The organism is Ramlibacter sp. PS3R-8 (assembly GCF_037572435.1).
Lineage (GTDB): Bacteria > Pseudomonadota > Gammaproteobacteria > Burkholderiales > Burkholderiaceae_C > Ramlibacter.
On sequence record NZ_JBBHGT010000002.1, the window covers coordinates 621,078 to 646,345 of the forward strand.

20 protein-coding genes and 1 tRNA gene are annotated in these 25,268 nt (G+C 68.3%); 14 read left to right on the plus strand and 7 right to left on the minus strand.

What is annotated here, in order from left to right; translation table 11 throughout:
* The first annotated feature begins 1 nt into the window (after position 1).
* Positions 2-1,609 carry an MFS transporter gene (locus tag WG902_RS10900; protein ID WP_340060078.1) on the plus strand — a complete coding sequence of 536 codons (1,608 nt, stop codon included), beginning with the start codon at positions 2-4 and terminating at the stop codon, positions 1,607-1,609.
* Between the two features lie 202 nt (positions 1,610-1,811).
* Here the strand turns inward: WG902_RS10900 and WG902_RS10905 are convergent, their stop codons facing one another.
* The 4 genes from WG902_RS10905 to WG902_RS10920 are packed head-to-tail and all read right to left on the minus strand — an operon-like array spanning position 1,812 to position 4,832.
* Positions 1,812-2,615 carry an FRG domain-containing protein gene (locus tag WG902_RS10905; RefSeq protein ID WP_340060079.1) on the minus strand — a complete coding sequence of 268 codons (804 nt, stop codon included), beginning with the start codon at positions 2,613-2,615 and terminating at the stop codon, positions 1,812-1,814.
* Positions 2,616-2,617: 2 nt separating this feature from the next.
* Positions 2,618-3,247 carry a glycerol-3-phosphate 1-O-acyltransferase PlsY gene (gene plsY / locus WG902_RS10910; RefSeq protein WP_340060080.1) on the minus strand — a complete coding sequence of 210 codons (630 nt, stop codon included), beginning with the start codon at positions 3,245-3,247 and terminating at the stop codon, positions 2,618-2,620.
* Between the two features lie 32 nt (positions 3,248-3,279).
* Positions 3,280-3,771, minus strand: coding sequence for an aminoacyl-tRNA deacylase (locus WG902_RS10915; RefSeq protein WP_340060081.1), 492 nt, complete (start codon positions 3,769-3,771; stop codon positions 3,280-3,282).
* Positions 3,771-4,832 carry an aldo/keto reductase gene (locus WG902_RS10920; protein ID WP_340060082.1) on the minus strand — a complete coding sequence of 354 codons (1,062 nt, stop codon included), beginning with the start codon at positions 4,830-4,832 and terminating at the stop codon, positions 3,771-3,773. The genes WG902_RS10915 and WG902_RS10920 overlap by 1 nt, the downstream gene beginning before the upstream one ends.
* Positions 4,833-4,882: 50 nt before the next feature.
* On the opposite strand from WG902_RS10920, the gene WG902_RS10925 reads away from it, so the two are divergent.
* Positions 4,883-5,614, plus strand: coding sequence for a DNA-formamidopyrimidine glycosylase family protein (locus WG902_RS10925; RefSeq protein WP_340060083.1), 732 nt, complete (start codon positions 4,883-4,885; stop codon positions 5,612-5,614).
* Here WG902_RS10925 and WG902_RS10930 read toward each other — a convergent pair.
* Together WG902_RS10930 and WG902_RS10935 are read right to left on the minus strand one after the other, a co-directional pair.
* Positions 5,611-7,209 carry a lysozyme inhibitor LprI family protein gene (locus WG902_RS10930; protein ID WP_340060084.1) on the minus strand — a complete coding sequence of 533 codons (1,599 nt, stop codon included), beginning with the start codon at positions 7,207-7,209 and terminating at the stop codon, positions 5,611-5,613. The genes WG902_RS10925 and WG902_RS10930 overlap by 4 nt on opposite strands.
* A gap of 69 nt (positions 7,210-7,278) precedes the next feature.
* Positions 7,279-9,060 (minus strand): acyl-CoA synthetase, encoded by a 1,782-nt coding sequence (locus WG902_RS10935; RefSeq protein WP_340060085.1) that lies wholly within the window; start codon positions 9,058-9,060, stop codon positions 7,279-7,281.
* Positions 9,061-9,085: 25 nt separating this feature from the next.
* On the opposite strand from WG902_RS10935, the gene WG902_RS10940 reads away from it, so the two are divergent.
* From WG902_RS10940 to WG902_RS10995, 12 genes are all read left to right on the plus strand, one after another.
* On the plus strand, positions 9,086-9,991 hold the full coding sequence (locus WG902_RS10940; protein WP_340060086.1) for an alpha/beta fold hydrolase: 906 nt from the start codon (positions 9,086-9,088) through the stop codon (positions 9,989-9,991).
* A 147-nt stretch (positions 9,992-10,138) separates the two neighbouring features.
* On the plus strand, positions 10,139-11,068 hold the full coding sequence (locus WG902_RS10945) for a hypothetical protein (RefSeq protein ID WP_340060087.1): 930 nt from the start codon (positions 10,139-10,141) through the stop codon (positions 11,066-11,068).
* Between the two features lie 117 nt (positions 11,069-11,185).
* Positions 11,186-14,674 carry a response regulator gene (locus WG902_RS10950; RefSeq protein ID WP_340060088.1) on the plus strand — a complete coding sequence of 1,163 codons (3,489 nt, stop codon included), beginning with the start codon at positions 11,186-11,188 and terminating at the stop codon, positions 14,672-14,674.
* 7 nt (positions 14,675-14,681) lie between these two features.
* Positions 14,682-15,512, plus strand: a complete 831-nt coding sequence (locus tag WG902_RS10955; protein ID WP_340060189.1) for a CheR family methyltransferase — start codon at positions 14,682-14,684, stop codon at positions 15,510-15,512.
* Positions 15,509-16,105, plus strand: a complete 597-nt coding sequence (locus WG902_RS10960; protein ID WP_340060089.1) for a chemotaxis protein CheB — start codon at positions 15,509-15,511, stop codon at positions 16,103-16,105. The genes WG902_RS10955 and WG902_RS10960 overlap by 4 nt, the downstream gene beginning before the upstream one ends.
* Positions 16,102-17,229 (plus strand): hybrid sensor histidine kinase/response regulator, encoded by a 1,128-nt coding sequence (locus WG902_RS10965; protein ID WP_340060090.1) that lies wholly within the window; start codon positions 16,102-16,104, stop codon positions 17,227-17,229. The genes WG902_RS10960 and WG902_RS10965 overlap by 4 nt, the downstream gene beginning before the upstream one ends.
* 67 nt (positions 17,230-17,296) lie before the next feature.
* Positions 17,297-18,401 (plus strand): peptide chain release factor 2 gene (gene prfB, locus WG902_RS10970; RefSeq protein WP_340060091.1). Its coding sequence is split into 2 segments (ribosomal slippage): positions 17,297-17,377 and positions 17,379-18,401, totalling 1,104 coding nucleotides; the frame shifts between segments, so codons are not numbered across the junction.
* Positions 18,401-19,066 (plus strand): HAD family hydrolase, encoded by a 666-nt coding sequence (locus tag WG902_RS10975; protein WP_340060092.1) that lies wholly within the window; start codon positions 18,401-18,403, stop codon positions 19,064-19,066. The genes prfB and WG902_RS10975 overlap by 1 nt, the downstream gene beginning before the upstream one ends.
* Positions 19,059-21,701: an aminopeptidase N gene (pepN, locus tag WG902_RS10980; protein WP_340060093.1), complete on the plus strand. Its 2,643-nt coding sequence runs from the start codon at positions 19,059-19,061 to the stop codon at positions 21,699-21,701. The genes WG902_RS10975 and pepN overlap by 8 nt, the downstream gene beginning before the upstream one ends.
* A gap of 7 nt (positions 21,702-21,708) precedes the next feature.
* Positions 21,709-22,968, plus strand: a complete 1,260-nt coding sequence (locus WG902_RS10985; protein ID WP_340060094.1) for a 6-phosphofructokinase — start codon at positions 21,709-21,711, stop codon at positions 22,966-22,968.
* 34 nt (positions 22,969-23,002) lie between these two features.
* Positions 23,003-24,001 carry a class 1 fructose-bisphosphatase gene (locus tag WG902_RS10990; RefSeq protein WP_340060095.1) on the plus strand — a complete coding sequence of 333 codons (999 nt, stop codon included), beginning with the start codon at positions 23,003-23,005 and terminating at the stop codon, positions 23,999-24,001.
* A gap of 60 nt (positions 24,002-24,061) precedes the next feature.
* Positions 24,062-24,137 (plus strand) — tRNA-Thr (locus tag WG902_RS10995).
* Between the two features lie 16 nt (positions 24,138-24,153).
* On the opposite strand, the gene galE is transcribed toward WG902_RS10995, so the two are convergent.
* On the minus strand, positions 24,154-25,266 hold the full coding sequence (gene galE, locus WG902_RS11000; protein WP_340060096.1) for a UDP-glucose 4-epimerase GalE: 1,113 nt from the start codon (positions 25,264-25,266) through the stop codon (positions 24,154-24,156).
* Positions 25,267-25,268 lie beyond the last annotated feature (2 nt).

Genomic DNA, 25,268 nt, shown 5'->3' on the forward strand with positions numbered 1-25,268 from the left:
CTTGCCGGATTCCACCCTGCCCGGAACGCCGTCGCCGCGCGCCCGCGAAAGCGCGTTCGCGCCGCTGCGTGCGCCGGTGTTCCGCATGCTCTGGTTCACCTGGCTGGCGGCGAACACCTCCATGTGGATGAGCGATGTGGCGTCGGCGTGGCTGATGACGTCGCTGGCCCCGTCGCCGCTGTGGGTGGCGCTGGTGCAGACTGCATCGACCCTGCCGGTGTTCCTGCTCGGGCTGCCCAGCGGTGCGCTGGCCGACACGGTGGACCGGCGCCGCTACTTCATGGCCACGCAGTTCTGGGTGGCGGGCGTTGCCACCATCCTGTGCGCCGTCATCCTGCTGGGCGCCATGACCGCGCCGCTGCTGCTGGCGCTGACCTTCGCCAACGGCGTCGGCCTGGCGATGCGCTGGCCGGTGTTCGCCGCCATCATCCCCGAGGTGGTGAGCCGCCCGTTGCTGCCGCAGGCGCTGGCCCTGAACGGCATCGCGATGAATGCGTCGCGCATCATCGGGCCGCTGGCGGCGGGTGCCTTGATCGCCAGCGTGGGCAGCGCGTACGTGTTCGTGCTCAACGCGGTGCTGTCCATCGTCGCCGGGCTGACCATCATGCGGTGGCGCCGCGTGCACCAGGAAAGCCCGCTGGGCCGCGAGCCGCTGGGCATCGCCATGCGCGTGGGCGTGCAGTACGTCTGGCAGTCCAGCCGCCTGCGCTCGGTGCTGCTGCGCATCGCGCTGTTCTTCCTGCACTCCACGGCTCTCCTCGCACTGCTGCCGCTGGTGGCGCGCGCCATGCCGGGCGGGCAGGCCGGCACCTTCACCGTGCTGCTCGCCTCCATGGGCGTTGGCGCGATCATCGCCGCCCTGTTGATGCCGCGCATCCGCACCTGGCTGCCGCTGCAGCCACGCGTGCTGCTCGGCACCGCGGTGCAGTCGGTGGGCGCCCTGGTGGTGGCGTATTCGCCCAGCATCTACACGGCCGTGCCGGCGATGGTCCTCGTAGGCGTCGCCTGGATCACGGTGGCGAACTCGCTCACGGTGGCGGCGCAGATGGCGCTGCCCGACTGGGTGCGGGCGCGCGGCATGTCGATCTACCAGATGGCGCTGATGGGATCGACGGCGCTAGGCGCCGCGCTGTGGGGCCAGGTCGCCACGTGGTCGTCGGTCTCCACCGCGCTGGCGGTCTCCGCCTTCACCAGCGTGCTGGCCATGTGGATCGCGCAGCGCAAGTTGCTGGACCGCGGCACCGAGGAGGACCTGACGCCGTCGCGCGTGATCAAGGTGCCTGAGATGGAAGAGCCGCCGCGTCCCGGCCGCATCCAGGTGCGCGTGGAATACATCATCGATCCCGCGCGAGCGACCGAATTCCACGCACTGATGCAGGAGAGCCGGCGCAGCCGCCTGCGACAGGGCGCGCTGGACTGGCAGTTGCTGCACGACCTGTACCACCCCGAGCGGTATGTCGAGCAGATCATCGACCCGTCGTGGACGGAGCACCTGCGGCGCTTCGACCGCATCACGGGTGCGGACGTGGCCCTGCGCGATCGGCGCCTGGCGTTCCATGTCGGCGAGGAGCCGCCGGTGGTGACGCGGTATCTGCTCGAGCAAGAGTGACGGGCGGCGAACTCTGAATCCAACTGCAGGACGCAGAAGGCGCAGAAGTTACGCAGAAGACGCAAAAGGAAAAAACCGGAAAAAGGTTTTGGATGTCCTTCTGCGTCTTCTGCGTAACTTCTGCGTCCTCTGCGTCCTCTGCGTCCGGTTGTTTGGTTTGGCAGTCGAGCGCCCCTGCCCCCCCCCCCGCATCGGCTCGGATCTAGGAGTCCGGATGCGACCGCTGGTAATCCTCCACCAGCCGCTCCCAGATCGCCTCCAGCTCGTAGCTGACCGATCGCGCCAGGCCGTCGAGGTCGGGGAACAGCGTCGCGTAGGTCACGTTCATGCGGTACAGCGCCCGCATCGCCTCCTCGCGCATCGACAACGGCAGCACGAACCGGGTCAGCAGGCCCTCGGAGCCGCCATAGCCGTCCAGGATCACGTCCAGCGACTGGTCCAGCACCCCGGGCACCACGAACAGGCCGGACTGCGCCACCAGGCGGCTGTCCATCTCCGACGGCTCGCCGTACCAGATCAAGGGCAGCTTGTTGCCCGCGAAGTAGCGTTCGAAATTCCCCGGCACGCGCGGGTCGATCTGCGAGCGCGTGAGCGTCGGGTCGAAATCCGGCGGCCGGTTCCACAGCGCCGGCGTGTTCAGTGCGAACACCGCCACGTCGCGGGTGGCGCTTTCCAGCGCGAAGAACGCGGCCACGAACGGCGACTTGGTGAAATCGAGCAGCCGCGTGGCCGCGCCATGGTGCTGCATCAGCGCCAGGCAGCGCAGGTCGTCCTCCAGCGCGGTGCGGTCCTGCAGGTAGATGTGCGCCTTGCGGCGGAACACCCGCATCGCGCGCGCCTCGCGCAGCGGCCACAGCCTGGGCTCGGGACTGAACTGCAGCAGCCGCCGGGTGAGCGACGGCACCAGCGGCCACTGCGCCGACACGTGGCCGCGGAAGGCCCAGCCCTCCATCGCATCGGCATGCGCCACGAATTCGGACCAGCGCTCCAGGCGGATGGTTTGCAACGTCAGCCCTTCTTCGCGCCCAGGCGCGATTCCTTGCCCGCGACGAGTCGACCGATGTTCTCGCGGTGGCGCCACGCCAGCAGCGCCGCCATCACGAACAGCGCAAACGCGATCGGCTTCTCCGCGTACCACTGGAACCGGTTGCCGAGCAGGTAATACACCGGCGCGAAGAGGGCCGCGACGAGCGACGCCAGCGACGAGTAGCGGAAGAAAAAGGCGATGATGATCCAGGTCAGCGCGGTGGCGATGCCCAGTACCCAGTGGATGCCGAACACGACGCCGATGAAGGTGGCCACGCCCTTGCCGCCCTGGAAGCGGAAGAACACCGGATAGAGGTGCCCCAGGAAAGCCGCGAGTCCGACCATCGCGGTGGTGCCGTCGCCCAGGCCGTAGCGCGGGCCGTACACGCGCGCCAGCACCACCGGCACGAAGCCCTTCAGCCCGTCGAGCAACAGGGTGACCACGGCGGCGGCCTTGTTGCCCGAGCGCAGCACGTTGGTGGCGCCGGGGTTCTTGCTGCCGAAGGTGCGCGGGTCCGACAGGCCCATCACCTTGCTCACGATCACGGCGAAGGCCAGCGACCCCAGCAGGTACGCGGCGAGCACGGCGGCTGCGGGATAGATGGCGTCCATGCGGGGGTCTCCTCCTGTCGTCGTTATGGCGGCTATTCTGCCAGTGCGCAATTGACCGGTTTCGCGCCGAGCAGCTGCACCACCACCTGCGGATCGATGCCCACCAGGTAGCCGCGCCGGCCGCCATTGAGCACGATGCGCGGCAGCGCCAGGATGCTCTCCTCCACGTACACCGGCATCGGCTTGCGCGTCGCGAAAGGCGAGGTGCCGCCCACCAGGTAGCCGCTGTGCCGGTTGGCCACCTCGGGCTTGCAAGGCTGGACCGCCTTGGCGCCGATCTGCCGCGCGAGGTTCTTGGTGGACACCGTGCGGTTGCCGTGCATCAGCACGAGCAGCGGCCGCGACTTTTCGTCCTCCATCACCAGCGTCTTGACGACCGTGAACGGGTCCAGCCCGAGCACCTCCGCGCTGTGCTGCGCGCCGCCGTGCTCCAGGTATTCGTACGGATGCTCGGTGAAGGCGACGCCGCTCGCCTTGAGCAAGGCCGTGGCCGGCGTCTCGCTGACGTGATCCTTCCTCGCCATCACGCTGCCGGGTCGCGTGCCTCCCACCGGATCGCGTCGATCGCCGCGAGCAGTTCCGGCGGCAGCGTGGTGCCGAGCGCCTCCACGTCCTCCTTCAGCTGCGCCAGCGAGGTCACGCCGATGATGGTGCTGGCCACGCGCCAGTTGGTGTAGCACCAGGCCAGCGCCAGGCGCGTCGGCGTCATGCCATGTTCGCGCGCCAGCGCGTTGTAGCGGCGGGCCGCGGCGAGCGCCTCGGGGCGGCCCCAGCGGCCGGCGCGCACCGTCTCGAACTTCGTGATGCGCCCCTCGCGCGGCGCCTGCGCGCCTTCGAATCCGCTTGCGTCGTACTTGCCCGTGAGCAGGCCGAAGCCGAGCGGCGAATACGCCAGCAGCGACACGCCCAGGCGGTGCATGGTCTCGTCCAGGCCGTTGTCCACCCCGCGGCTCACCAGGCAGTACGGGTTCTGCACGGTGGCGATGCGCGGCAGGTCGTATTGCTCGGCGAGGCGCACGAACTCGTGCACGCCATAGGGCGATTCGTTGGAGACGCCGATGTAGCGCACCTTGCCCTGCTTGACCAGCTTGTTCAGGGCCACGAGCTGGTCGTGGATGGAGGTCTGGGTGCGCTCCTTGGTGGGGTCGAAATAGATCGCGCCGAAAGCGGGCACATTGCGCTCGGGCCAATGGATCTGGTACAGGTCGATCACCTCGGTCTTCAGGCGGCGCAGCGAGCCTTCGCACGACGCCAGGATGTCGTTACCCGTCATGCCCGAACCCTCTCGCACCCAGGGCATGCCGCGCGAAGGGCCGGCCACCTTGGTGGCCAGCACGATCTTGCCGCGGGCGCCCGGCCGGGCGGCGAGCCAGCGCCCGATGATGGCTTCGGTGGATCCGTAGGTTTCCTTGCGGGTGGGCACCGAATACATCTCGGCCGTGTCGAAGAAGTTGATGCCGCGGGCGACGGCGTCGTCCATGATCGCGAAGGCGTCAGCCTCCGCGACCTGCTCGCCGAAGGTCATGGTGCCCAGGCAGATGGGGGTGACGCGCAGGTCGCTCTGGCCGAGCTGGATGGTTTGCATGGCGTTACAGCGGTGACTTGTTGGAGAAGCGGCCGAGCATAGTACGAAGCATGCCCGAGGGTCCATCGATCGTCATCCTGAAGGAAGAAGCGTCCCGTTTCCTCGGCCAGACGATCCGCCGCGTCGGCGGCAACACCACCATCGAGAAAGAGCGCCTGCAGGACCAGCGCATCGAGGCGCTGCGCAGCTTCGGCAAGCAGTTCCTGGTGGAACTTCCCGACTTCAGCCTGCGCGTGCACTTCATGCTGTTCGGCAGCTACCGCATCAACGAGGAGAAAAGCTGGGCGGTGCCGCGCCTGTCGCTCGGCTTCGATGACGGCATGCTCAATCTCTATGCCTGTTCGGTCCGCTTCATCGAGGAGCCGCTGGACCTGGTGTACGACTGGTGGGCCGACGTCATGTCCGAGCACTGGGACCCGAAGCTGGCGCGCAAGCGGTTGCGGGCGCAGCCCGACACGCTGGTTTGCGACGCGCTGCTGGACCAGGACCTCTTCGCGGGCGTGGGCAACATCATCAAGAACGAGGTGTTGTTCCGCATCCGCGTCCACCCGCTGTCCAAGGTGGGCGGGATGCCGGCGAAGAAGCTGCGCGAACTGGTGGAGGAGGCGCGCCACTACAGCTTCCAGTTCTACGAGTGGAAGAAGCAGTACGTGCTGAAGAAGCACTGGCTGGCCCATACCAAGCGGACCTGCCCGCGCTGCGACATTCCGCTGCAGAAGGCCCATCTCGGGCGCACCCATCGCCGCAGCTTCTTCTGCGGCAACTGCCAGGTGCAGTACTAGTTGGAGCCCATCCGGGACGTCGGGCTGCCGCTGGCGACCCCGTTCGCAGTGCCGGCGTCGCCGGAAGCGGTGCCCGGTGGCAGCATGGCCGGCGCGCGAACGACAGGCACGGAACGGATCGCCGGCCGCGGTGTTTCGGCGGCAGCGCTCAACTGCTCCCGCCGCTGCGCATACCAGCTGCGCAGGCACTCCCGGTCCCGACAGGTGTCCTCGCGGCGCTTCCACTCCGCATCGCTGGCCCGCTGGAAGGCGCGTCGGTCCGGGGCCGCGTCCTTGGCACGCTGGTGCAGGCGGCCGAGATCCCGGTCCATCTGGGCCAGTTCCTCGTCCGCGCAGATCAGCTTCTCGGTGGTCGAACGTGCCTGGGCGCAGTCGAACGAAGGCGACGTCGTGCGCCGCGATGGGGGCGCGGATGCGGCAGCGACCTGCTCCCTTTCTTTTTGCAGCGCCCGCGACGCTTGCGCCTGTTCGGCCTGGGCCCTTGCGGCCAGCGCTCTCTCGGCTTGCGCCTTCTCGGCTTGCGCTTTGGCCTGCGCTCTCTCGGCTTGCAGTCGCTCGGCCTGTGCTCTGGCGGCCAGCGCCCTTTCGGCTTGCGCCCGTTCGGCCTGTGCCGCTCGCTCGGCTTGCGCCGCGCGCTGCGCCTGCGCCACGCGCTCGGCCTGGGCCGCTTGCTCGGCCTTTGCCGCTCGCGCCGCCTCGGCCTGGGCCGCGCGCTCAGCTTGTGCCGCTCGTTCAGCCTGTGCGACGCGCTCGGCCTGTGCCGCCCGTTCCTGCGCCGCCCGCTCCGCCTGTGCCTTCTCGGCCTGGGCCTTTTCCGCTCTCGCTCGCTGCAAGTCGATCGCGGGAGTCGCAGGCGCCGGAGCCGGGACCGGGACGGCCGCAACCACCGCGGGTGCAGGTGCCGGTGCCGGCGCGGGCGCAGCCGGCTTGGCCTGTGCAACGGCCGGCGTTGGCAGCGGCGGCAGCACGCCCGTGACCTGCTGCACCGTGATCAGGCCTTCACGCGCGTATTTCGTCTTTTCGTGCGATGCGCCGTGGCGCGCCTGGTAGATCTCCAGGCTGGCCGTGTACAGGCGGTTGGCGCGTTCGTACAGCTCCTTGGGCCGGGCGGCGCCGAACGCTGCCGCGTTGCTGTAGTGACGCGCCAGCTGGTACTGCGCGTCGGCCGACGGCAGGTCGGCACCCTGCGTGGCCTGCGCCTTGCGGCAAGCGTTGAGGAACAGGATCTCGGCGTCGCGCGGGCGCTCGCCCGCGGCGGCCTCCTTGCCCTTGAGCAGCAACGCGGACATTTCGCTCGGGCTCGCGCCTACGCTGGCCGGCGCCGGCTGCAGCGATTCCTTGCCGTCGTCTTCCGGGCCCTTGGCGAGCAGCGGCGCGTAGTCCGTGCAGCGCGGCCCCGGCCCGGTCCCGACCGCCAGCGCAGGCAGCGCAGGCGCGCCCTTGGCTGCGGGCTGGGCGCCCATCACGCTGGTGGCTGACGCACTGGCTGGCGGGGCATGATCGTCCTTGAAGCTCATCACCCCGGCCACGCCGGCTGCAATGCCGACTGCAAGTCCGGCCGCGAACAGTGTCCCTGTCTTCCAGTTCATTGCCATGCCGCAACGGTAGCTGGCGCACGGCAGGCGGCGAGCGGGACAGCAGGGGCACGCGGGGACAGCGGCCTCCTACGCGCCCGGCCGTGCGCGCGCCCTCTCTTCCTCCTGCAGGCGCAGCACCCGCCGCTGCACCTTGCCGGTCGTCGTCATCGGCAGCGCCTCGATGAACTCGATTTCCTTGGGGTATTCGTAGGGCGCGAGCTTGCCCCGCACGTGCAACTGCAGCTGCGCCACCAGGTCCGCGTCGAAGCTCGTCCGGTCGCGGCCGGTGACAGCGCGCGCTTCCACCATCTGCGGCGACAGCACCACGTACGCCTTCACCAGCGCGCCGCGCTCCGCATCGGGCTTGGGCACCACCGCGGCGTTGATCACGGCCGGGTGCTTGACCAGGCAGTTCTCGATCTCGCTCGGCCCGATGCGGTAGCCCGCTGCCTTGAAGACGTCGTCGGCGCGTCCCTGGTACCAGAGAAAGCCGTCGGCATCGCGCGTGGCCAGGTCACCGGTGCGGCACCAGTCCCCGCTGAACTTGCGCTGCGTCGCCCCCGGGTTCTTCCAGTAGCCCAGAAAGAAGATCGGGTCCGGGTCGCCATGCACGTCGAAACGGTTCACGGCCACGTCCCCGGGCACGCCGGGCGGACATTCGCGGCCTTCGTCGTCGATCACGGCCACCCGATGGCCCGGGTACGGCCGGCCCATGCTGCCGGCGCGCGCCGGCCAGCCCACGCCGTGGTCGGTGCGGCCGTTCATGGCGCAGTTGCCCACCACGTAGTTGATCTCGGTCTGGCCGAACATCTCGTTGACCACCACGCCGAGGTGGTCGCGGCAGTACGTGAAGACCGCGTCGCCCACCGCCTCGCCGGCGCTCATGATCGCCTGCAGCTCGAGCCGGAAGTGCTCGCGCGGGCGCGGGTACGCCTTCATCATCGCCTTCAGCGCGGTGGGGAACAGGAAGGTGTGCGTCACGCCGTGTTCCTGCATCAAGGCGAAGGCGAGGTCCGGTCCGAAGCGGCCGTTGAAGGCGACGATGGGGCGGCCGAAGTAGAGGCTGGGGAGCAAGGCATCCATGAGGCCGCCGGTCCAGGCCCAGTCCGCCGGGCTCCAGAAGATCGCGTTGCTTTCGCGGCTTCCTCCCTCCCCCTCTGGGGGAGGGCCGGGGTGGGGGCGGAACCCGAACCAGTTCTGGCTGCACACGAAGCCCGGCAGGTTTCCGACCAGCGCCCGATGCGGGATCAACGCGCCCTTCGGCGGGCCCGTCGTGCCGCTGGTGTAGATCAGCACCGCGCCCTCGTCGGCGTGCGTGGCGACGGGTGCGAACGAGGCGGCGAGCGTGGCGCGTTCCGCTTCCCAGCCCAGGTCGGCCTGCGACGCCGCGGCGCCGACGCCGACCACCGTGCGCAACGCAGGGCACTGCGCCCGCACCTGCGCCAGGTTGGCGATGGAGCTTTCGTCGCAGATGGCCACCCCCGCTTCGCTGTCCTGCAAGCGGTATTCCAGCGCCTCCGGGCCGAACAGCATCGACAGCGGCATGGCCACGGCGCCGAGCTGGAACACCGCCATGTACGCGATGGCGGTTTCGAAGCGCTGCGGCATCACGATCGCCACGCGATCGCCACGCCGGACACCCAGCGCCGCCAGCAGGTTGCTCATGGCGTTGGCTTCGCGCTGCAGCTGCGCGAAGCTCAGGGTCGCCCCGCCGGCCGCGTGCGTACGGATCGCGATGCGCTCCTCGGCGCCCGGTTCGGCGGCCCAGCGCGCACAGCACGCCCGCGCGATGTTGAAGTCCTCCGGAACCCGCCAGCCGAACCCCCTGTGCATGGCTTCCCAGTTGTCCCTGCCTTGACTGCCGGCCATGGTCGCCTCTCCTATGATCGGCCGAATGTACCAACCGCGAAGAGTCTCCCGCAGCGAGTTTGTCCCGATCCGGAACCTGCGCTACCACGTGCGCGTCTGGGGCGAACCGACCGCGGGACAGGCGCCGCTGGTGATGGTGCACGGCTGGATGGACGTGGCGGCGTCCTACCAGTTCGTCGTCGACGCCTTCGCGCGCGACCGGTACGTGATCGCCCCGGACTGGCGCGGCTACGGGCTGACGGAGTCGCAACCGACGGACAACTACTGGTTCCCCGATTACCTGGCCGACCTGGACTTCCTGCTGGATCACTACGTGCAGGACACGCCGGTGGACCTGGTGGGCCACAGCATGGGCGGCAACATCGCGATGCTGTACGCCGGCGCGCGGCCCGCGCGCATCCGCAAGCTGGTGAACCTGGAAGGCTTCGGCATGGCGGCCACCCAGCCGTCGCAGGCGCCTGGCCGCTACGCCAAGTGGATCGGCGAGCTCAAGGCCTTACACCGCGGCGAGACGGCGCTGAAGTCGTACAACGACGTCGAAGGCGTGGCCCGCAGGCTCATGAAGACCAACCGCCGCCTGACCCAGGACAAGGCGGACTGGCTGGCGCGGTACTGGTCGAGCCAGCAGGCGGACGGGCGCTGGCACATCCTGGGCGACGCGGCACACAAGATCACCAACGCCAACCTCTTCCGCGTCGATGAAGTGCTGGAGATCTACAAGGCCATCCGCGCGCCCGTGCTGGCCGTCGAGGCCAGCGACGACAGCCTCGCAACGTGGTGGCAAGGCCGCTACACGCTGGCGGAGTACCACGAACGTTTGAAGTCCGTGTCCGACATGCGGCTGGGCCGCGTCGAGGACGCCGGGCACATGCTGCATCACGACCAGCCCGAGGCGGTGGCGAAGCTCATCGAGGACTTCATCGCCTTGTAAAGGGCAACCTGCTGCCAACGCGCATCAAGGCGGCCCAGATCGTGAATTTTTAGGGCTGAGGCACTTTTGCAACCACTTGTAGGTAACAGCCCTTGCCGTAGGACTGCGCCTACCCCATAGTCGGACGAATTCGATGAGGGGTCACTCATGTGGAAGTCGGGTCTGGCCGCCTTTCTGGCGGCTGCGGCGATCGGTCCAGCCTTTGCCCAGGCGGATGAGTTCGAGCAGGGCATGGGCACGATGTGGGAAGTGCTCTGGCACCAGAGCGGCACGCCCACTCGCCTGGTCCGCTGGGAGCAGGACATCAAGGTCCGCGTCTTCGGCATCAACCTCGCCACCCACAAGCAACACACCCTGCAGGCCATCCGTGACGTCGCCAACGAAGCCGGCGTCAAGGTCATCGACGTCAGCGACCGGCCGGACGCCGCCCAGGTCGCCAACGTCAGCATCGAGATCACCCCCGATGCCATGCTGGAAGAAAACCAGCCCTGCGTGACCTACCTGAATTTCCAGACCGAGACGCGCATCGACTCCGCAGCGATGCAGATGCGCAACAAGGACGCCTTCCGTTGCGCCTACCACGAGGCCATGCACGTGATGGGCGTGCGCGGCCATCCCGCCGGCAAGACGGTGCTCTCCTATTTCCCCACCAAGGTCGACGGGCTGTTTCCGCTCGACAAGGCGATGTTGCGCGCCTGGTATTCGCCCAGGATGCGCGGCGGCATGACCCCCTTCGAAGTGCTGCCGGTGCTGGCCGACGAGCTGGTGGGCAGCATGCCCGACCGCGACAAGGCGGCCGCCGGCCGCGACCGCTTCTTCAGCCGGACCATCGAGCAGATGCAGGCCTTCGCCGACGGCAAGGGCGACGTGCCGATGATCGTCAAGCGCTCCGGCAAGTCCACCGAGGAAGGCATCCGCTTCGGCCGCATGGAGATGAGCTACTTCCTGGGCATTGCCTACCTGGAAGGCGCGACGGTTCCCCAGGATCCATCGCAGGCCGTGCGCTGGCTGCAGCGCGCCGCCAACCTGGGCAGCCGCACCGCCGCCGCCCGCCTGGGCGCCGCCACCGCTCGCTAAGGCTACTGTCGCGTTGACGCGGGGCGACGGCCCCGCTTGCATTTCGTGGCTTGCGGCCCACGGTCCAGCCGTTTCCCGGCACACTGCCGGCTGCCCGTCTCATTCCGGCGCCGGCCCATGCCCTCTTCCCAGACCGACAACGATCCCTCCGGCACCTTCCGCCGCATCCTTTCGCGCAATCTCACCCTGCCCCTCGTGCTGGGGCTGGTCAGCGCCACTTTCTTCATCGGCCTGCTGGCCTACCTGGCCAACGCGGTGGGGCAGGTCCAGCGGTCCGACGAAGTGCTTTCGCGCGCTTCGCTCGCGCAGCGCGCGGACCTGGACATGGAGTCCGGCGTGCGCGGCTTCCTGCTGGGGGCGGACGAGCGCTTCCTGCAGCAGCACGACGCAGCCAGGCAGCGGCGCGACGTGGAGATGCAGCGCCTGAAGACCGACATGGCGCAGCGGCCGGAGCAGCTTGAACGGCTCGAGCGCATCCAGGGGCTGCAGACGACATGGGACGAATACGCACGCGACCGCATCACCACCAAGCGCAAGGACCCCCAGGTGCCGGTCAGTGCATCGCAGGGCCGCGAGCTCAAGGACCGGGTGCGCGTCTTGTTCGACGAGTTCTTCATGGTGGAACGACGCGCCCGCGCGGACCGCCTGGAGGCCGTCAACCGCAACACGGTGATCACCGCCGCCGCATTCGTCTTGTTCATGCTGGGAACGGGCGGGCTGCTGGCATGGCGCGGACGCCAGGACCTCACGCGGCTGTCCGAGTCGTTCGGCACGGCGTTGGCCGAGCAGGTGCGGCAAGGCGAAGTGCTGCAGGCGCAAGCCTGGCTGCGCGAAGGCCAGTCGCTGCTGTCCGAGCGCCTCGGCAAGGAGCAGGAGCTGGCCGGCGCCGGCCATGCCGCCCTCGAATTCCTGTCGCAATACCTGGGCATGGCGGTGGGTGCGATCTACGTCGCGCAACCGCCCGGCTTCGTGCGCGCAGCGACGTGGGGATGGCCATCGGGCGCAGCGGGCGCGGGAGAGCAGGTGGCGCAAGACCGCACGCTCATCGCCGAATGCGCGGCGCAGCGCAAGCAGATCGCGCTGGACCCGGTGCCGGCGGGCTACCTGAAAGTGAGCTCCGCGCTGGGCGAGACGACGGCGCCGGCCGTGCTGATCGCGCCGATCGAACACGAGCGGCGGCTCGCCGGCGTGCTGGAGATCGGCCTGTTGCGGCCTCTGCAGGCCCGGGACCGCGAGCTGGTGACCTATCTCGGCGCGATCCTGGGCGCTTCGATCGAAGCGGCTCGTTATCGCAAGCGCCTGCAGGACGTGCTGGAGGAGACCCAGCAGCTGAACGAGGAGCTGCAGGTGCAGCAGGAAGAACTGCGCACGGCCAACGAGGAGCTCGAGGAACAGTCGCGCGCCCTGAAGGAATCGCAGGCGCACCTGGAGAGCCAGCAGGCCGAGCTGGAACAGACCAACGTGCAGCTCGGCGAACAGGCCGACCGGCTGGAGGCGCAGCGCGACCAGCTGCGCGAGGCGCAGGCCGCGCTGCAGGAGCGCGCACAGGAACTGCAGCGCGCCAGCCGCTACAAATCCGAATTCCTGGCGAACATGTCGCACGAGCTGCGCACGCCGCTGAACAGCTCGCTGATCCTGGCCAGGCTGCTGGCGGACAACACGCAAGGCAACCTCGACGAGGAGCAGGTCAAGTTCGCGGAGAGCATCCACACCGCGGGCAACGACCTGCTCGACCTGATCAACGACATCCTCGACATCGCCAAGGTGGAGGCCGGCAAGCTGGAGGTGCGGCCCCAGACGACACCGCTCGCCTCCGTCACCCAGGGCCTGAAGTCGATGTTCGAGCCGCTGGCGCAGCGCAAGGGGCTGCAGCTGCAAGTGGACATCGCGAGCGACCTGCCGCCTTCGGTGTTCACCGACCGGCAGCGGCTGGAACAGGTGCTGCGCAACCTGCTGGCCAACGCGGTCAAGTTCACCGACCGCGGCAGCGTGGTGCTGCGTGTCGCGCGGCAGGGCGACGACCGTGTCTGCTTCGAAGTGCGCGACAGCGGCATCGGCATCCCCGCATCGCAGCATGAACTGATCTTCGAGGCGTTCCGCCAGGCCGACGGCACCAGCAGCCGCAAGTACGGCGGAACCGGGCTGGGCCTGTCGATCTCGCGCGACCTGGCCCGCCTGCTGGGCGGCGATATCTCGGTGGAAAGTTCTCCGGGCCAGGGCAGCACGTTCACCGTGACGCTGCCGCTGGAATACCGCGCGGCGCTGGCGCAGGACCCCCTGGCGATGGCGCCGCCCGAGACGGCATCTACGCCGCCGCCTCGCAGCAGCCCGCCACCGGCCGCACCCGCGCCGCCGCCTGCGGCCCGGGCCAGGGCCGCGGCGTTTGCCGACGACCGCGACGTGCCGGACGCCACGCGCCGCACGGTCCTGGTGGTCGAAGACGACGCGCGCTTCGCCTCCATCCTGTTCGACCTGGCCCACGAGCTGGGCTACCGCTGCCTGGTGGCGCACGAGGCGCGCGAAGCCTCGGAGCTGGTGATGCAGCAACTGCCGGATGCGGTGCTGCTCGACATCCTGCTGCCCGACGAAACCGGCCTGGCGGTGCTGGAGAAGCTCAAGGCCGACCCGCGGACCCGGCATGTCCCGGTGCACATCCTGTCCGGGGAAGACCGGGTGGAGCCGGCGCTGCAGCTGGGCGCCATCGGCTATGCGCGCAAGCCCGCCACCCGCGAGCAGTTGCAGGAGGTGTTCTCCCGCCTGGAGAAGAAGCTGAGCCAGAAGGTCAAGCGCGTGCTGCTGGTGGAGGACGACCCGCGCCAGCAGGAAAGCGTCAAGGCGCTCATCGGCGACGGCGACGTCGAGATCGTGGCGGTCGCGCAGGGCGACGAGGCGCTGCGCGCGCTGAACGAGTCCGTCTTCGACTGCATGGTCATCGACCTGAAGCTGCCGGACATGACGGGCCAGCAGTTGCTGGAGCGCATGGCCGCCGGCGAGAGCAAGTCGTTCCCGCCGGTGATCGTCTACACCGGCCGCAACCTCACCCGCGACGAGGAAGCGGAGCTGATGCGCTATTCGCGCTCGATCATCATCAAGGGCGCCCGCTCGCCCGAGCGGCTTCTCGACGAGGTGACGCTGTTCCTGCACAAGGTGGAAACCCAGCTTTCCACCGAGCGGCAGAAGATGCTGCGCACCGCGCGCAGCCGCGACAAGGCCTTCGAGGGGCGCACCATCCTGGTGGTGGACGACGACATGCGCAACATCTTCGCGCTGACCAGCGCGCTGGAGCACAAGGGAGCGGCGGTCGAAGTCGCGCGCAATGGCGTGGAGGCGCTGCGCAAGCTCGAGGAGAACCCCGACGGCATCGACCTGGTGCTGATGGACATCATGATGCCGGAGATGGATGGCTTCACCGCCACCCGCGAGATCCGCAAGAACGCGCGCTGGGAGAAGCTGCCGGTCATCGCGATCACGGCCAAGGCGATGAAGGAGGACCAGGAGAAGTGCCTGGCCGCCGGCGCCAACGACTACCTGGCCAAGCCGATCGAGCTGGAGCGCCTGTTCTCGCTGCTGCGCGTGTGGATGCCGAAGGTCGAACGCATTGCGTGAGGGCGACGTGGCGCTGTCGGTGACCGATATCGAAATCCGGCTGCTGGTGCAGGCGGTGTACCTGCGCTACGGCCACGACTTCCGCGACTACGCGCAGGCCTCGCTGAAGCGGCGCATGTCCCAGGCGCAGCAGCGCATGGGCGTGGCGTCCATCTCCGCGCTGCAGGAGCGCGTGCTGCACGACCCGCAGGAGTTCGCCCAGCTGCTGCAGTACCTCACGGTGCCGGTCAGCGAGATGTTCCGCGACCCGGGCTACTTTCTGGCGCTGCGGCGCCACGTGATCCCGGTGCTGCGCACCTACGCCTCGCTGAAGATCTGGGTGGCCGGCTGCAGCACCGGCGAGGAGCCCTACTCGCTGGCGATCCTGCTGCACGAGGAAGGACTGCTGGATCGCACCATCCTCTACGCCACCGACATCAACCACGCGTCGCTCGAAAAGGCCCGGCAGGGCATCTTCGCGCTCGATGCGATACAGGGCTTCACGCGCAACTACCAGGCATCGGGCGGCCAGCGCAGTTTCAGCGACTACTACACGGCTGCGTACGGCGGCGCGGTGCTCGACAAGCGCCTGCGCGACGCCGTCACCTTCGCCGACCACAGCCTGGCGACCGACGCCGTCTTTTCGGAAACGCAACTGGTTTCGTGCCGCAACGTGCTGATCTACTTCAACCGCAACCTGCAGGACCGCGCGCTCGGCCTGTTCCACGAGTCGCTCATGCACCGCGGCTTCCTCGGCCTGGGGTCCAGGGAGACGCTCGACTTCTCCGCCTATGCCGACCGCTTCGAGCCGGTCAGCCGCCCCGACCGCCTGTACCGCCGCCTGCCGGAGGCCGGATGAACAGGCAGCTTCCGGATGGCTTCGCCTTCGACGCGGACGCCGTGGCGATCGGTGCATCGGCGGGCGGCATCGATGCCCTGTTCGCCCTGCTGCAGGGCCTGGCGCCACCCGCGTCGGCCGCCATCGTGCTGGTACTGCACCTGCCGGAGCAGCACGAAAGCCGGCTGGCGCAGGTGTTCGGCAACCGCACCGGGCTGCCGGTGCAGGAGGCACAGCCCCATGCGCCGGTGCAGCCCGGCACCGTCTATCTCGCGCCCCCGGGCTACCACCTGCTGGTGGAGGCGGACCGCACCTTCTCCCTGAGCTGCGACCCCCCGGTGCTGTTCTCCCGCCCCTCGATCGACGTGCTGTTCGAGTCCTGCGCCGAAGCCTACGGCGACCGCCTGCTCGGCATGGTGCTCACCGGCGCCAACGAGGACGGCGGGCGCGGCCTGGCGGCCATCAAGGCCTGCGGCGGCCTGACCGCCGTGCAGGACCCGGCGGAGGCCGCACATGCCGCCATGCCGGACGCTGCCATCCGGCTGGCCGCGCCCGAATTCGTGCTGCCCCTGTCGGGATTGCGCGGCCTGCTGCACACTGTGGTCCAACGATGAGTTCCCAACCCCTGGCCGTCAACGTCCTGCTGGTCGACGACCTGCAGGAAAACCTGCTCGCGCTGGAGGCGCTGATCCGCCAGCCGGGCCGCCGCATTTTCACCGCCCGGTCCGGCGACGAGGCCCTGTCGCTGATGCTGGAGCATGCCTTTGGCCTGGCCATCCTGGACGTCCAGATGCCGTCCATGAACGGCTTCGAGCTGGCCGAGCTGATGCGCGGCACCGAGCGCACGCGCACCATCCCCATCGTGTTCGTCAGCGCCGCCGGGCGCGACATGAACTACGCCTTCCAGGGCTACGAATCGGGGGCGGTGGACTTCCTCTACAAGCCGCTGGACCCGCACGCGGTGCGCAGCAAGGTGAACGTCTTCGTGGACCTGTTCCGGCAGCGGCAGGAGCTGCAGGCGGCCCAGGCGGAACTGCAGCGCGCGGTGAACATGCGGGACGACTTCATGTCGCTGATCGCGCACGAACTGCGCAACCCGCTGAACTCGGTGTACCTGCAGGCGCAGTTGCGCCGCAAGATGCTGGCGGGCGCGCGGCCGCCCGATCCGCAGGCGATGCTCAAGATGGTGGAGCGCGACGAGCGCCAGATCCGCAGCATGGTGCGGCTGCTCGACGACATGCTGGACGTCTCGCGCGCCCGCACCGGCCATCTCGCGATCGTGCCCGGCTCCTTCGACCTTGCCGCTTCGGCACGGGCGGTGGTGGAAGCGATCCAGGCGCAGGCGGAGGGCTCGGGCGTGTCGCTGACCCTGGCGGCGCCGCAGGCGCTGCCGATGGTGGGCGACGAATTCCGCGTGGAGCAGGTGATCACCAACCTGCTGACCAATGCCCTGCGCTATGGACAGGGCAAGCCGGTCGCGGTCACCGTCGGCACGCGCGAGCACGAGTCCGAGGCCTTCGTTTCGGTGCGGGACCAGGGCATGGGCATCGCCCAGGCCGACCAGGAGCGCATCTTCGAACAGTTCGAACGCACCGACGGCGTCTCGCAGATCGCCGGCCTGGGCCTGGGCCTGTACATCGCGCGGCAGATCGCACAGGCCCACCAGGGCCGGCTGGAAGTTCGCAGCGCGCCGGGCGATGGCGCGGAGTTCATCCTGTCCCTGCCACTGCCCACCTAGTGGGCGTGACAAAATGGCCGGTTCGGCCCCGGCTGTTCCGGGGCCCGATGAACTGAAGGACAAGAACATGGACGCGGAACGCATCAACCTGATCGGCACCACCCTTACGGACCTGCGGGCGCGCACGCAGGATCTCCGGGGGTATCTTTGACTTCGATGCCAAGTCGGAGCGCCTGAGGACCGTCGTCGCCTCGCTGGAAGACCCCACGGTCTGGAACGATCCCAAGAAGGCGCAGGAGCTGGGCCGGGAAAAGAAGCAGCTCGACGACATCGTCGTCACGCTGTCCAGCCTGCAGAGCGACCTGGCCGACAACCTCGAACTGTTCGAGATGAGCAAGGAAGAAGGCGACGAGGCCGGCCTTGCCAGCATCGAGGCCGATGCGGCCAAGCTGGCCGCGATCGTCGAGAAGCTCGAGTTCCGCCGCATGTTCAACCAGCCGGCGGACCCGAACAACTGCTTCCTGGACCTGCAGGCCGGCGCCGGGGGCACGGAAGCGTGCGACTGGGCCAGCATGCTGATGCGGCAGTACCTGAAGTACGCCGAGCGCAAGGGCTTCAAGACCACCGTGGAAGACGAGACGCCCGGCGACACCGCCGGCATCAAGGGCGCCACGATCAAGATCGAGGGCGACTACGCCTTCGGCCTGCTGCGCACCGAAACCGGCGTGCACCGGCTGGTGCGCAAGTCGCCTTTCGACTCCTCGGGCGGCCGCCACACCAGCTTTGCCAGCGTGTTCGTCTATCCGGAGATCGACGACTCGATCGAGATCGACATCAACCCGGCCGACGTGCGCGTGGACACCTACCGCGCGTCCGGCGCCGGCGGGCAGCACATCAACAAGACCGATTCGGCGGTGCGCCTGACGCACATCCCGACCAACATCGTGGTGCAGTGCCAGGACAGCCGCAGCCAGCACAGCAACCGTGACGTGGCCTGGAAGCGCTTGCGTTCGCGCCTGTACGACCACGAGATGCGCAAGCGCCAGGAAGCGCAGCAGAAGCTGGAAGACAACAAGACCGACGTCGGCTGGGGCCACCAGATCCGCAGCTACGTGCTGGACAACAGCCGCATCAAGGACTTGCGCACCGGCGTCGAGATCTCGGCCACGCAGAAGGTGCTGGACGGCGACCTCGACGCTTTCATCGAAGCCTCCCTGAAGCAGGGCGTCTGATGGCCACCCGCGCCCTGATCCTGGACATGGACGGCACCATGGTGGACTCGATGCCCGCGCACGCGCGCAGCTGGGAGGTCTTTACGCGGCACCACCACATCGCCATGGGCATCGACGAAGTGCTGAAGAAGACCACCGGGCGCACCGGCGTGGAATGCATCCGCATCCTGATGGGCGAGGACATTCCCGACGAGCGCGCGGTGGAACTGATCAACGAGAAGGAAGCCGTGTACCGCGACTTCTTCGGGCGGGACTTCCGCGAGGTCGCCGGCTTTCGCAAGTTCGCCGGTCTGGCGCAGGCGCGCGGCCTCAAGCTGGCGGTCGCCACGGCAGGCGACAAGCACAACATCGCCTTCGTCCTGCAGCGCCTGTTGCTGGCGCGCGCCCCCGATGCCATCGTCGGCGGCGACGAAGGCATCGCCGGCAAGCCGCAGCCCGACCTGTTCCTGGAAGCGGCCCGGCGCGTAGGCATCGCGCCGGCGCAATGCATCGTGTTCGAGGACGCGCCGTTCGGCATCGAGGCGGCCAGGCGCGCGGGCATGCGCGCCGTCGCCATCTGCAGCACCCACGAGGCGGACGAACTGGCGGGGCCCCACGTGGTCGCCCAGGTCCGCGATTACGAGGAACTCATGACATCGAATTTTCTGGAGAGCCTCCATGCGTGAAGGACAATCCAAGGTGATCCACCGCGCGGACTACCAGCCGCCCGCCTTCTGGATCGACACCGTCGAACTGTGTTTCGACCTGGATCCGGGCAAGACCCGGGTGCTGAACAAGATGCGCTTGCGCCGCAACCCGGACGTGACGCCGCAGCCGCTGCGCCTGGACGGGGAGGATCTGAACCTGTCGCGCGTGCTGGTGGGTGGCCAGGGCACGTCGTTCAAGATGGAAGACGGCCAGCTGGTGCTGGAGAACCTGCCGCAGGGCAACGAGCCGTTCGAGCTGGAGATCTTCACCACCTGCGCGCCTGCCAGGAACACCAAGCTGATGGGCCTGTACGTCAGCAACGATTCGTTCTTCACGCAGTGCGAGGCCGAGGGATTCCGCCGCATCACCTACTTCCTGGACCGGCCGGACGTGATGGCCAGCTACACCGTCACGCTGCGCGCCGACCGCAAGAAATACCCGGTGCTGCTGTCCAACGGCAACCTGGTGGACCAGGGCGCGCTGGAGGACGGCCGCCACTTCGCCAAGTGGGTGGATCCGTTCCGCAAGCCTTCGTACCTGTTCGCCCTGGTGGCGGGCCGGCTGGTGTGCCGGCAGCAGCGCATCACCGCGCGCAACGGCCGCGAGCACCTGCTGGAGGTCTACGTGCGGCCCGGCGACCTGGACAAGACCGAGCATGCGATGAACTCGCTGATGGCTTCGGTGGCCTGGGACGAGGCGCGCTTCGGCCTGCCCCTCGACCTGGAGCGTTTCATGATCGTCGCCACCAGCGACTTCAACATGGGCGCGATGGAGAACAAGGGCCTGAACATCTTCAACACGAAGTACGTTCTCGCCAGCCAGGGCACCGCCACGGACACCGACTACGCCAACATCGAGTCGGTGGTCGGCCACGAGTATTTCCACAACTGGACGGGCAATCGCGTCACCTGCCGCGACTGGTTCCAGCTCTCGCTCAAGGAAGGCCTGACCGTCTTTCGCGACCAGGAATTCAGCCAGGACCTCGCCGGCGATGCGTCCGCGCGCGCCGTCAAGCGCATCGAGGACGTCCGGGTGCTGCGCACGGCGCAGTTCCCCGAGGACGCCGGCCCGATGGCGCACCCGGTGCGGCCCGACCAGTACCTGGAGATCAACAATTTCTACACCGTCACGGTGTACGAAAAAGGCGCCGAGGTCGTCCGGATGATGCAGACGCTGGTCGGGCGCGAAGGCTTTGCCAAGGGCCTGTCGCTGTACTTCGAGCGGCATGACGGCCACGCTGTCACCTGCGAGGACTTCGCGCACGCCATCGCCGATGCCAACCCGGAGTCGCAGCTGGCGCAACGCCTGGACCTGTTCAAGCGCTGGTACAGCCAGGCGGGCACGCCCCGCCTGAAGGTCACCAGCCATTACGACGGCGCTTCGGGCATCTACTCGCTGACGCTCACGCAAAGCTGCGCGCCGACGCCGGGCCAGCACGACAAGCAGCCCTTCGTGATCCCGGTGGCCCTGGGGCTGCTGGACGCGCAAGGGCGCGAACTCACCAGCGGGATGCACGTGCTGGCGCAGCAAAGCGAGACACTCACTTTCCCCGGCTACACCGCGGAGCCCGTGCCCTCGCTGCTGCGCGGCTTCAGCGCGCCGGTGATCCTGGAATACGAGTACAGCGACCAGCAGCTGCTGGCGCTGCTGGCGCACGACTCCGATCCGTTCAATCGCTGGGAGGCCGGGCAGCGGCTGGCCACCGGCCGCGCGCTGACCTTCATCCGCAGCGGCACCGCGGTGCAGCTGGATGCGCCATTCGTGGAGGCGATGCGCACGGTGCTGCGCAACCCGCAACTGGATTCCGCCTTCAAGGACCTGGTGCTGACGCTGCCGTCCGAGACCTACATCGCCGAGCAGCTGGACGAGGTGGATCCGCAGCGCATCCACGCGGTGCGTGAAGCCATGCGCGAGCAGCTCGCGCATGCGCTGTTCGCCGATTGGGAGTGGGCGTACACCACCAATGCCGAGAGTGGCGCCTATTCGCCGGACCCGGTGTCCAGCGGCCGCCGCGCGCTGGCGGGCATGGCGCTCACGCACCTGTGCCTGGCCGCGCGCGCCACCGGCGATGCGGTGTGGCCCGGCAAGGCCTACCAGCGCTTCAAGGATGCGTCCAACATGACGGACCGCTTCAACGCCCTGGCCGCCCTGGTGAGTTCGGGCCACGAACTCGCCGCGCCGGCCCTGCAGCGCTTCCATGCCCTGTTCAAGGATGAGGCGCTGGTGCTGGACAAGTGGTTTGCCCTGCAGTCCGGCGCGCCCGACCGCGGTGGCAACGTGCTGCCTGCCGTGAAGCAGCTGATGAACCATCGGGACTTCAACATCCGCAACCCGAACCGCGCCCGCAGCGTGATCTTCAGCTACTGCTCCGCCAACCCGGGCGGCTTCCACCGCAGCGATGCCGCCGGCTATGTGTTCTGGAGCGAGCGCGTCGTCGAACTCGACGCCATCAACCCGCAGGTGGCGGCGCGCCTGGCACGCGCCCTGGACCGCTGGAAGAAACTGGCGGAGCCCCTGCGCAGCGCGGCGCGCGAAGCCATCGCCCGCGTGGCCGCGAAGCCGGACCTGAGCAACGACGTGCGCGAAGTGGTTTCGCGCGCATTGGCGGAGTGAGGCAGCCATGGCCATCCCGAAGAACGCCTTGTACGCCCAGTCGGGCGGTGTCACCGCCGTGATCAATGCCAGCGCCTGCGGCGTGATCGAGACGGCGCGCGCGAACCCCGGCAGGATCGGCACGGTCTTCGCCGCGCGAAACGGAATCATCGGTGCGCTCACCGAGGAGCTGATCGACACCAGCCAGGAAAGCGCCGCGTCGATCGCGCTGCTGCGCTCCACGCCTTCCGGCGCGTTCGGGTCCTGCCGCTACAAGCTCAAGTCGGTGGAGGCCAACCGCCGTGAATACGAACGCCTGATCGCGGTGTTCCAGGCGCACGACATCGGCTACTTCTTCTACAACGGCGGCGGCGACTCCGCCGACACCTGCTTCAAGGTGAGCCAGCTGTCGGAGAGCATGGGCTACCCGATCCAGGCCATCCACGTCCCGAAGACGGTCGACAACGACCTGCCGATCACCGATTGCTGCCCCGGCTTCGGCTCCGTTGCCAAGTACGTGGCCGTGTCCGCGCTGGAGGCCGCGTTCGACGTGCGCTCCATGGCGCGCACCTCCACCAAGATCTTCGTGCTGGAGGTGATGGGCCGGCACGCAGGCTGGATAGCGGCGGCCGGCGGCCTGATCGAGGACGAAGGCATCCCGGTGGTCGTGCTGTTCCCGGAAATCCCTTTCGACGAGCCGAAGTTCACCGCGCGCGTGCAGGCGCTGGTGCAGCAGCACGGCTACTGCACGGTGATCGTCTCCGAGGGGTGCCACCATCCGGATGGCACCTTCCTCGCCGAACAAGGCAGCAAGGACGCTTTCGGCCACGCGCAACTCGGCGGCGCGGCGCCGGTGGTGGCCGGCATCCTGAAGCGCGCGCTGGGCCACAAGTTCCATTGGGCCGTGGCGGACTACCTGCAGCGCGCTGCACGCCACATCGCGTCGCAGACCGACGTGCAGCAGGCGTACGAGGTGGGGGCGGCGGCAGTGAAGCTGGCGATGGACGGCCACAACGCCGTCATGCCGACCATCGAGCGCGTCAGCGACTCGCCCTACAGCTATCGCATCGGCATGGCCCCCTTGTCCGCCGTTGCGAACGTCGAGAAGTTCATGCCGCGCGAGTTCATCACCGAGGACGGCTTCGGCATCACGGACGCATGCAAGCGCTACCTGCGCCCCCTGATCCAGGGCGAGGACGCCCCGGAATTCAGGAACGGCATGCCCGTCTATGCCACGCTGAAGAACGTGGCCGTGAACTGCCGGCTGCCCGCGTTCGAACTTCGCTGACCGTGCAAACCTCTTTTCCTTTCGAGCACCGCCCATGAGCGCCAGAATCTCCCTGACCCGCTACCTCGTCGAGAAGCAACGCGTCCACGACCGCATCCCGTCCGACCTGCGCCTGCTGCTCGAAGTGGTCGCGCGGGCCTGCAAGAGCATCAGCCACGCCGTGACCAAGGGCGCGCTCGGCGACGTGCTCGGCTCCGCCGGCACCGACAACGTGCAGGGCGAGATCCAGAAGAAGCTGGACATCATCGCCAACGAAGTTCTGATCGACGCCAACGAATGGGGCGGCCACCTCGCGGCGATGGCCAGCGAGGAAATGGAAGGCATCTACGTGGTGCCCAACCGCTACCCACAGGGCGAATACCTGCTGATGTTCGACCCGCTGGACGGATCGTCCAACATCGACGTCAACGTCAGCATCGGCACCATCTTCAGCGTGCTCAAGAAGCCGGAAGGCGCGGGCGTCAGCGAGCAGGACTTCCTGCAATGCGGGCACCAGCAGGTGGCCGCGGGCTATTGCATCTACGGACCGCAGACCACGCTGGTGCTGACGGTGGGTGACGGCGTGGCGATGTTCACGCTGGACCGCGAACAGGGCTCGTTCATCCTGACCCAGGAGGACGTGCGCATCCCCGAGGACACGAAGGAATTCGCCATCAACATGTCCAACATGCGGCACTGGGACGCGCCGGTCAAGCGCTACATCGACGAATGCCTGGCGGGCAAGCAGGGCCCGCGCGGCAAGGACTTCAACATGCGGTGGGTGGCCTCGATGGTGGCCGACGTGCACCGCATCCTCACCCGTGGCGGCGTCTTCCTGTATCCCTGGGACAAGCGCGAGCCGGACAAGCCGGGCAAGCTGCGCCTGATGTACGAAGCCAACCCGATGGGATGGCTGGTGGAACAGGCGGGCGGCACGGCCACCGACGGCAAGCAGCGCATCCTGGACATCCAGCCGAAGAAACTGCACCAACGCGTCTCGGTCATCCTCGGCTCGAAGAACGAGGTGGAGCGGGTGACGGGGTATCACCCGTAGCCACGCGCGTGGGTCCCCGTGCGCGGGGACGGATCGCGCCTTCGCTATAATCGTCAGCTCGCCGGAGTAGCTCAGTTGGTAGAGCAGCGCATTCGTAATGCGAAGGTCGGGGGTTCGATTCCTCTCTCCGGCACCACGACACCCACGGGCTGCTAGCCAATCACCAGCAGCCCGTTTTCCTTCTCGGTCGCCTGGGACGACGCCGCCGAGGCCATGCCGGAGGCATAGCCCTGCGGGTTCCGCGACTGCCAGCGCCACGCATCCGCGCACATCTGCTCCAGGGTGCGCTTCGCTTCCCAGCCGAGGAGCTGCATGGCGCGTGACGGGTCGGCATAGCACTGCGCCACGTCGCCCGGCCGGCGCTCGACGATCCGGTAGGGAACGGGACAGCCGGTCGCATCGACGAAGGCGTTCACGACCTCCAGCACGCTGTAGCCGCGGCCGGTGCCCAGGTTGACGGTGAAGCTCTCCCCGGTTCGTTGCAGCGTGCGCAACGCAGCCACGTGGCCGTCGGCGAGGTCCTCGATGTGGATGTAGTCCCGCACTCCCGTTCCGTCGGGCGTCGGGTAGTCGCCGCCGAAGATCCGCAGGTGCGATCGGCGCCCGATCGCCACCTGCGTGAGGTACGGCATCAGGTTGTTGGGCGTGCCCGTGGGGTCTTCGCCGATCAGCGCGCTCGGATGCGCGCCCACCGGGTTGAAGTACCGCAGGACGCCGATGCGCCATTCGGGCCGCGCCGCCTGCACGGCCTCGAGCATGTCCTCGATCACGAGCTTCGTGTGGCCGTACGGGTTGCTGTGTCTGCGCGGGAAATCCTCGGCGATCGGACCCGTGCCGGCGTCGCCGTAGACGGTGGCGGTACTCGAGAACACGAGCGTGGGCGGCCCCAGCGGCCCCACGGGGAGATACACCGCTTCCATCGCTTCGAGCAAGCTGATGGCGCCGGCGATGTTGCCGCGAAAGTACTTCAGCGGGTGGGCGACGCTCTCACCCACGGCCTTGTCGCCGGCCAGGTGGATGACGCCGGCAGGCGCATGCCGGCGAAGGACGTCCTCGACGAACGCCCGGTCGAGGACATCGCCGCGTTCCAGGCAGACCGGCGCACCGGTGATGCGCGCGAGGCGCTCGATCACGGCAGGATGGCTGTTGGCGAAGTTGTCGAGGATGACCGGCTCGATGCCGGCTTGCCTCAGCTTCACGAACGTGTGGCTGCCGATATACCCGGCTCCGCCGGTCAGGAGGATGCGGGGCACCTGCTTTGACATGG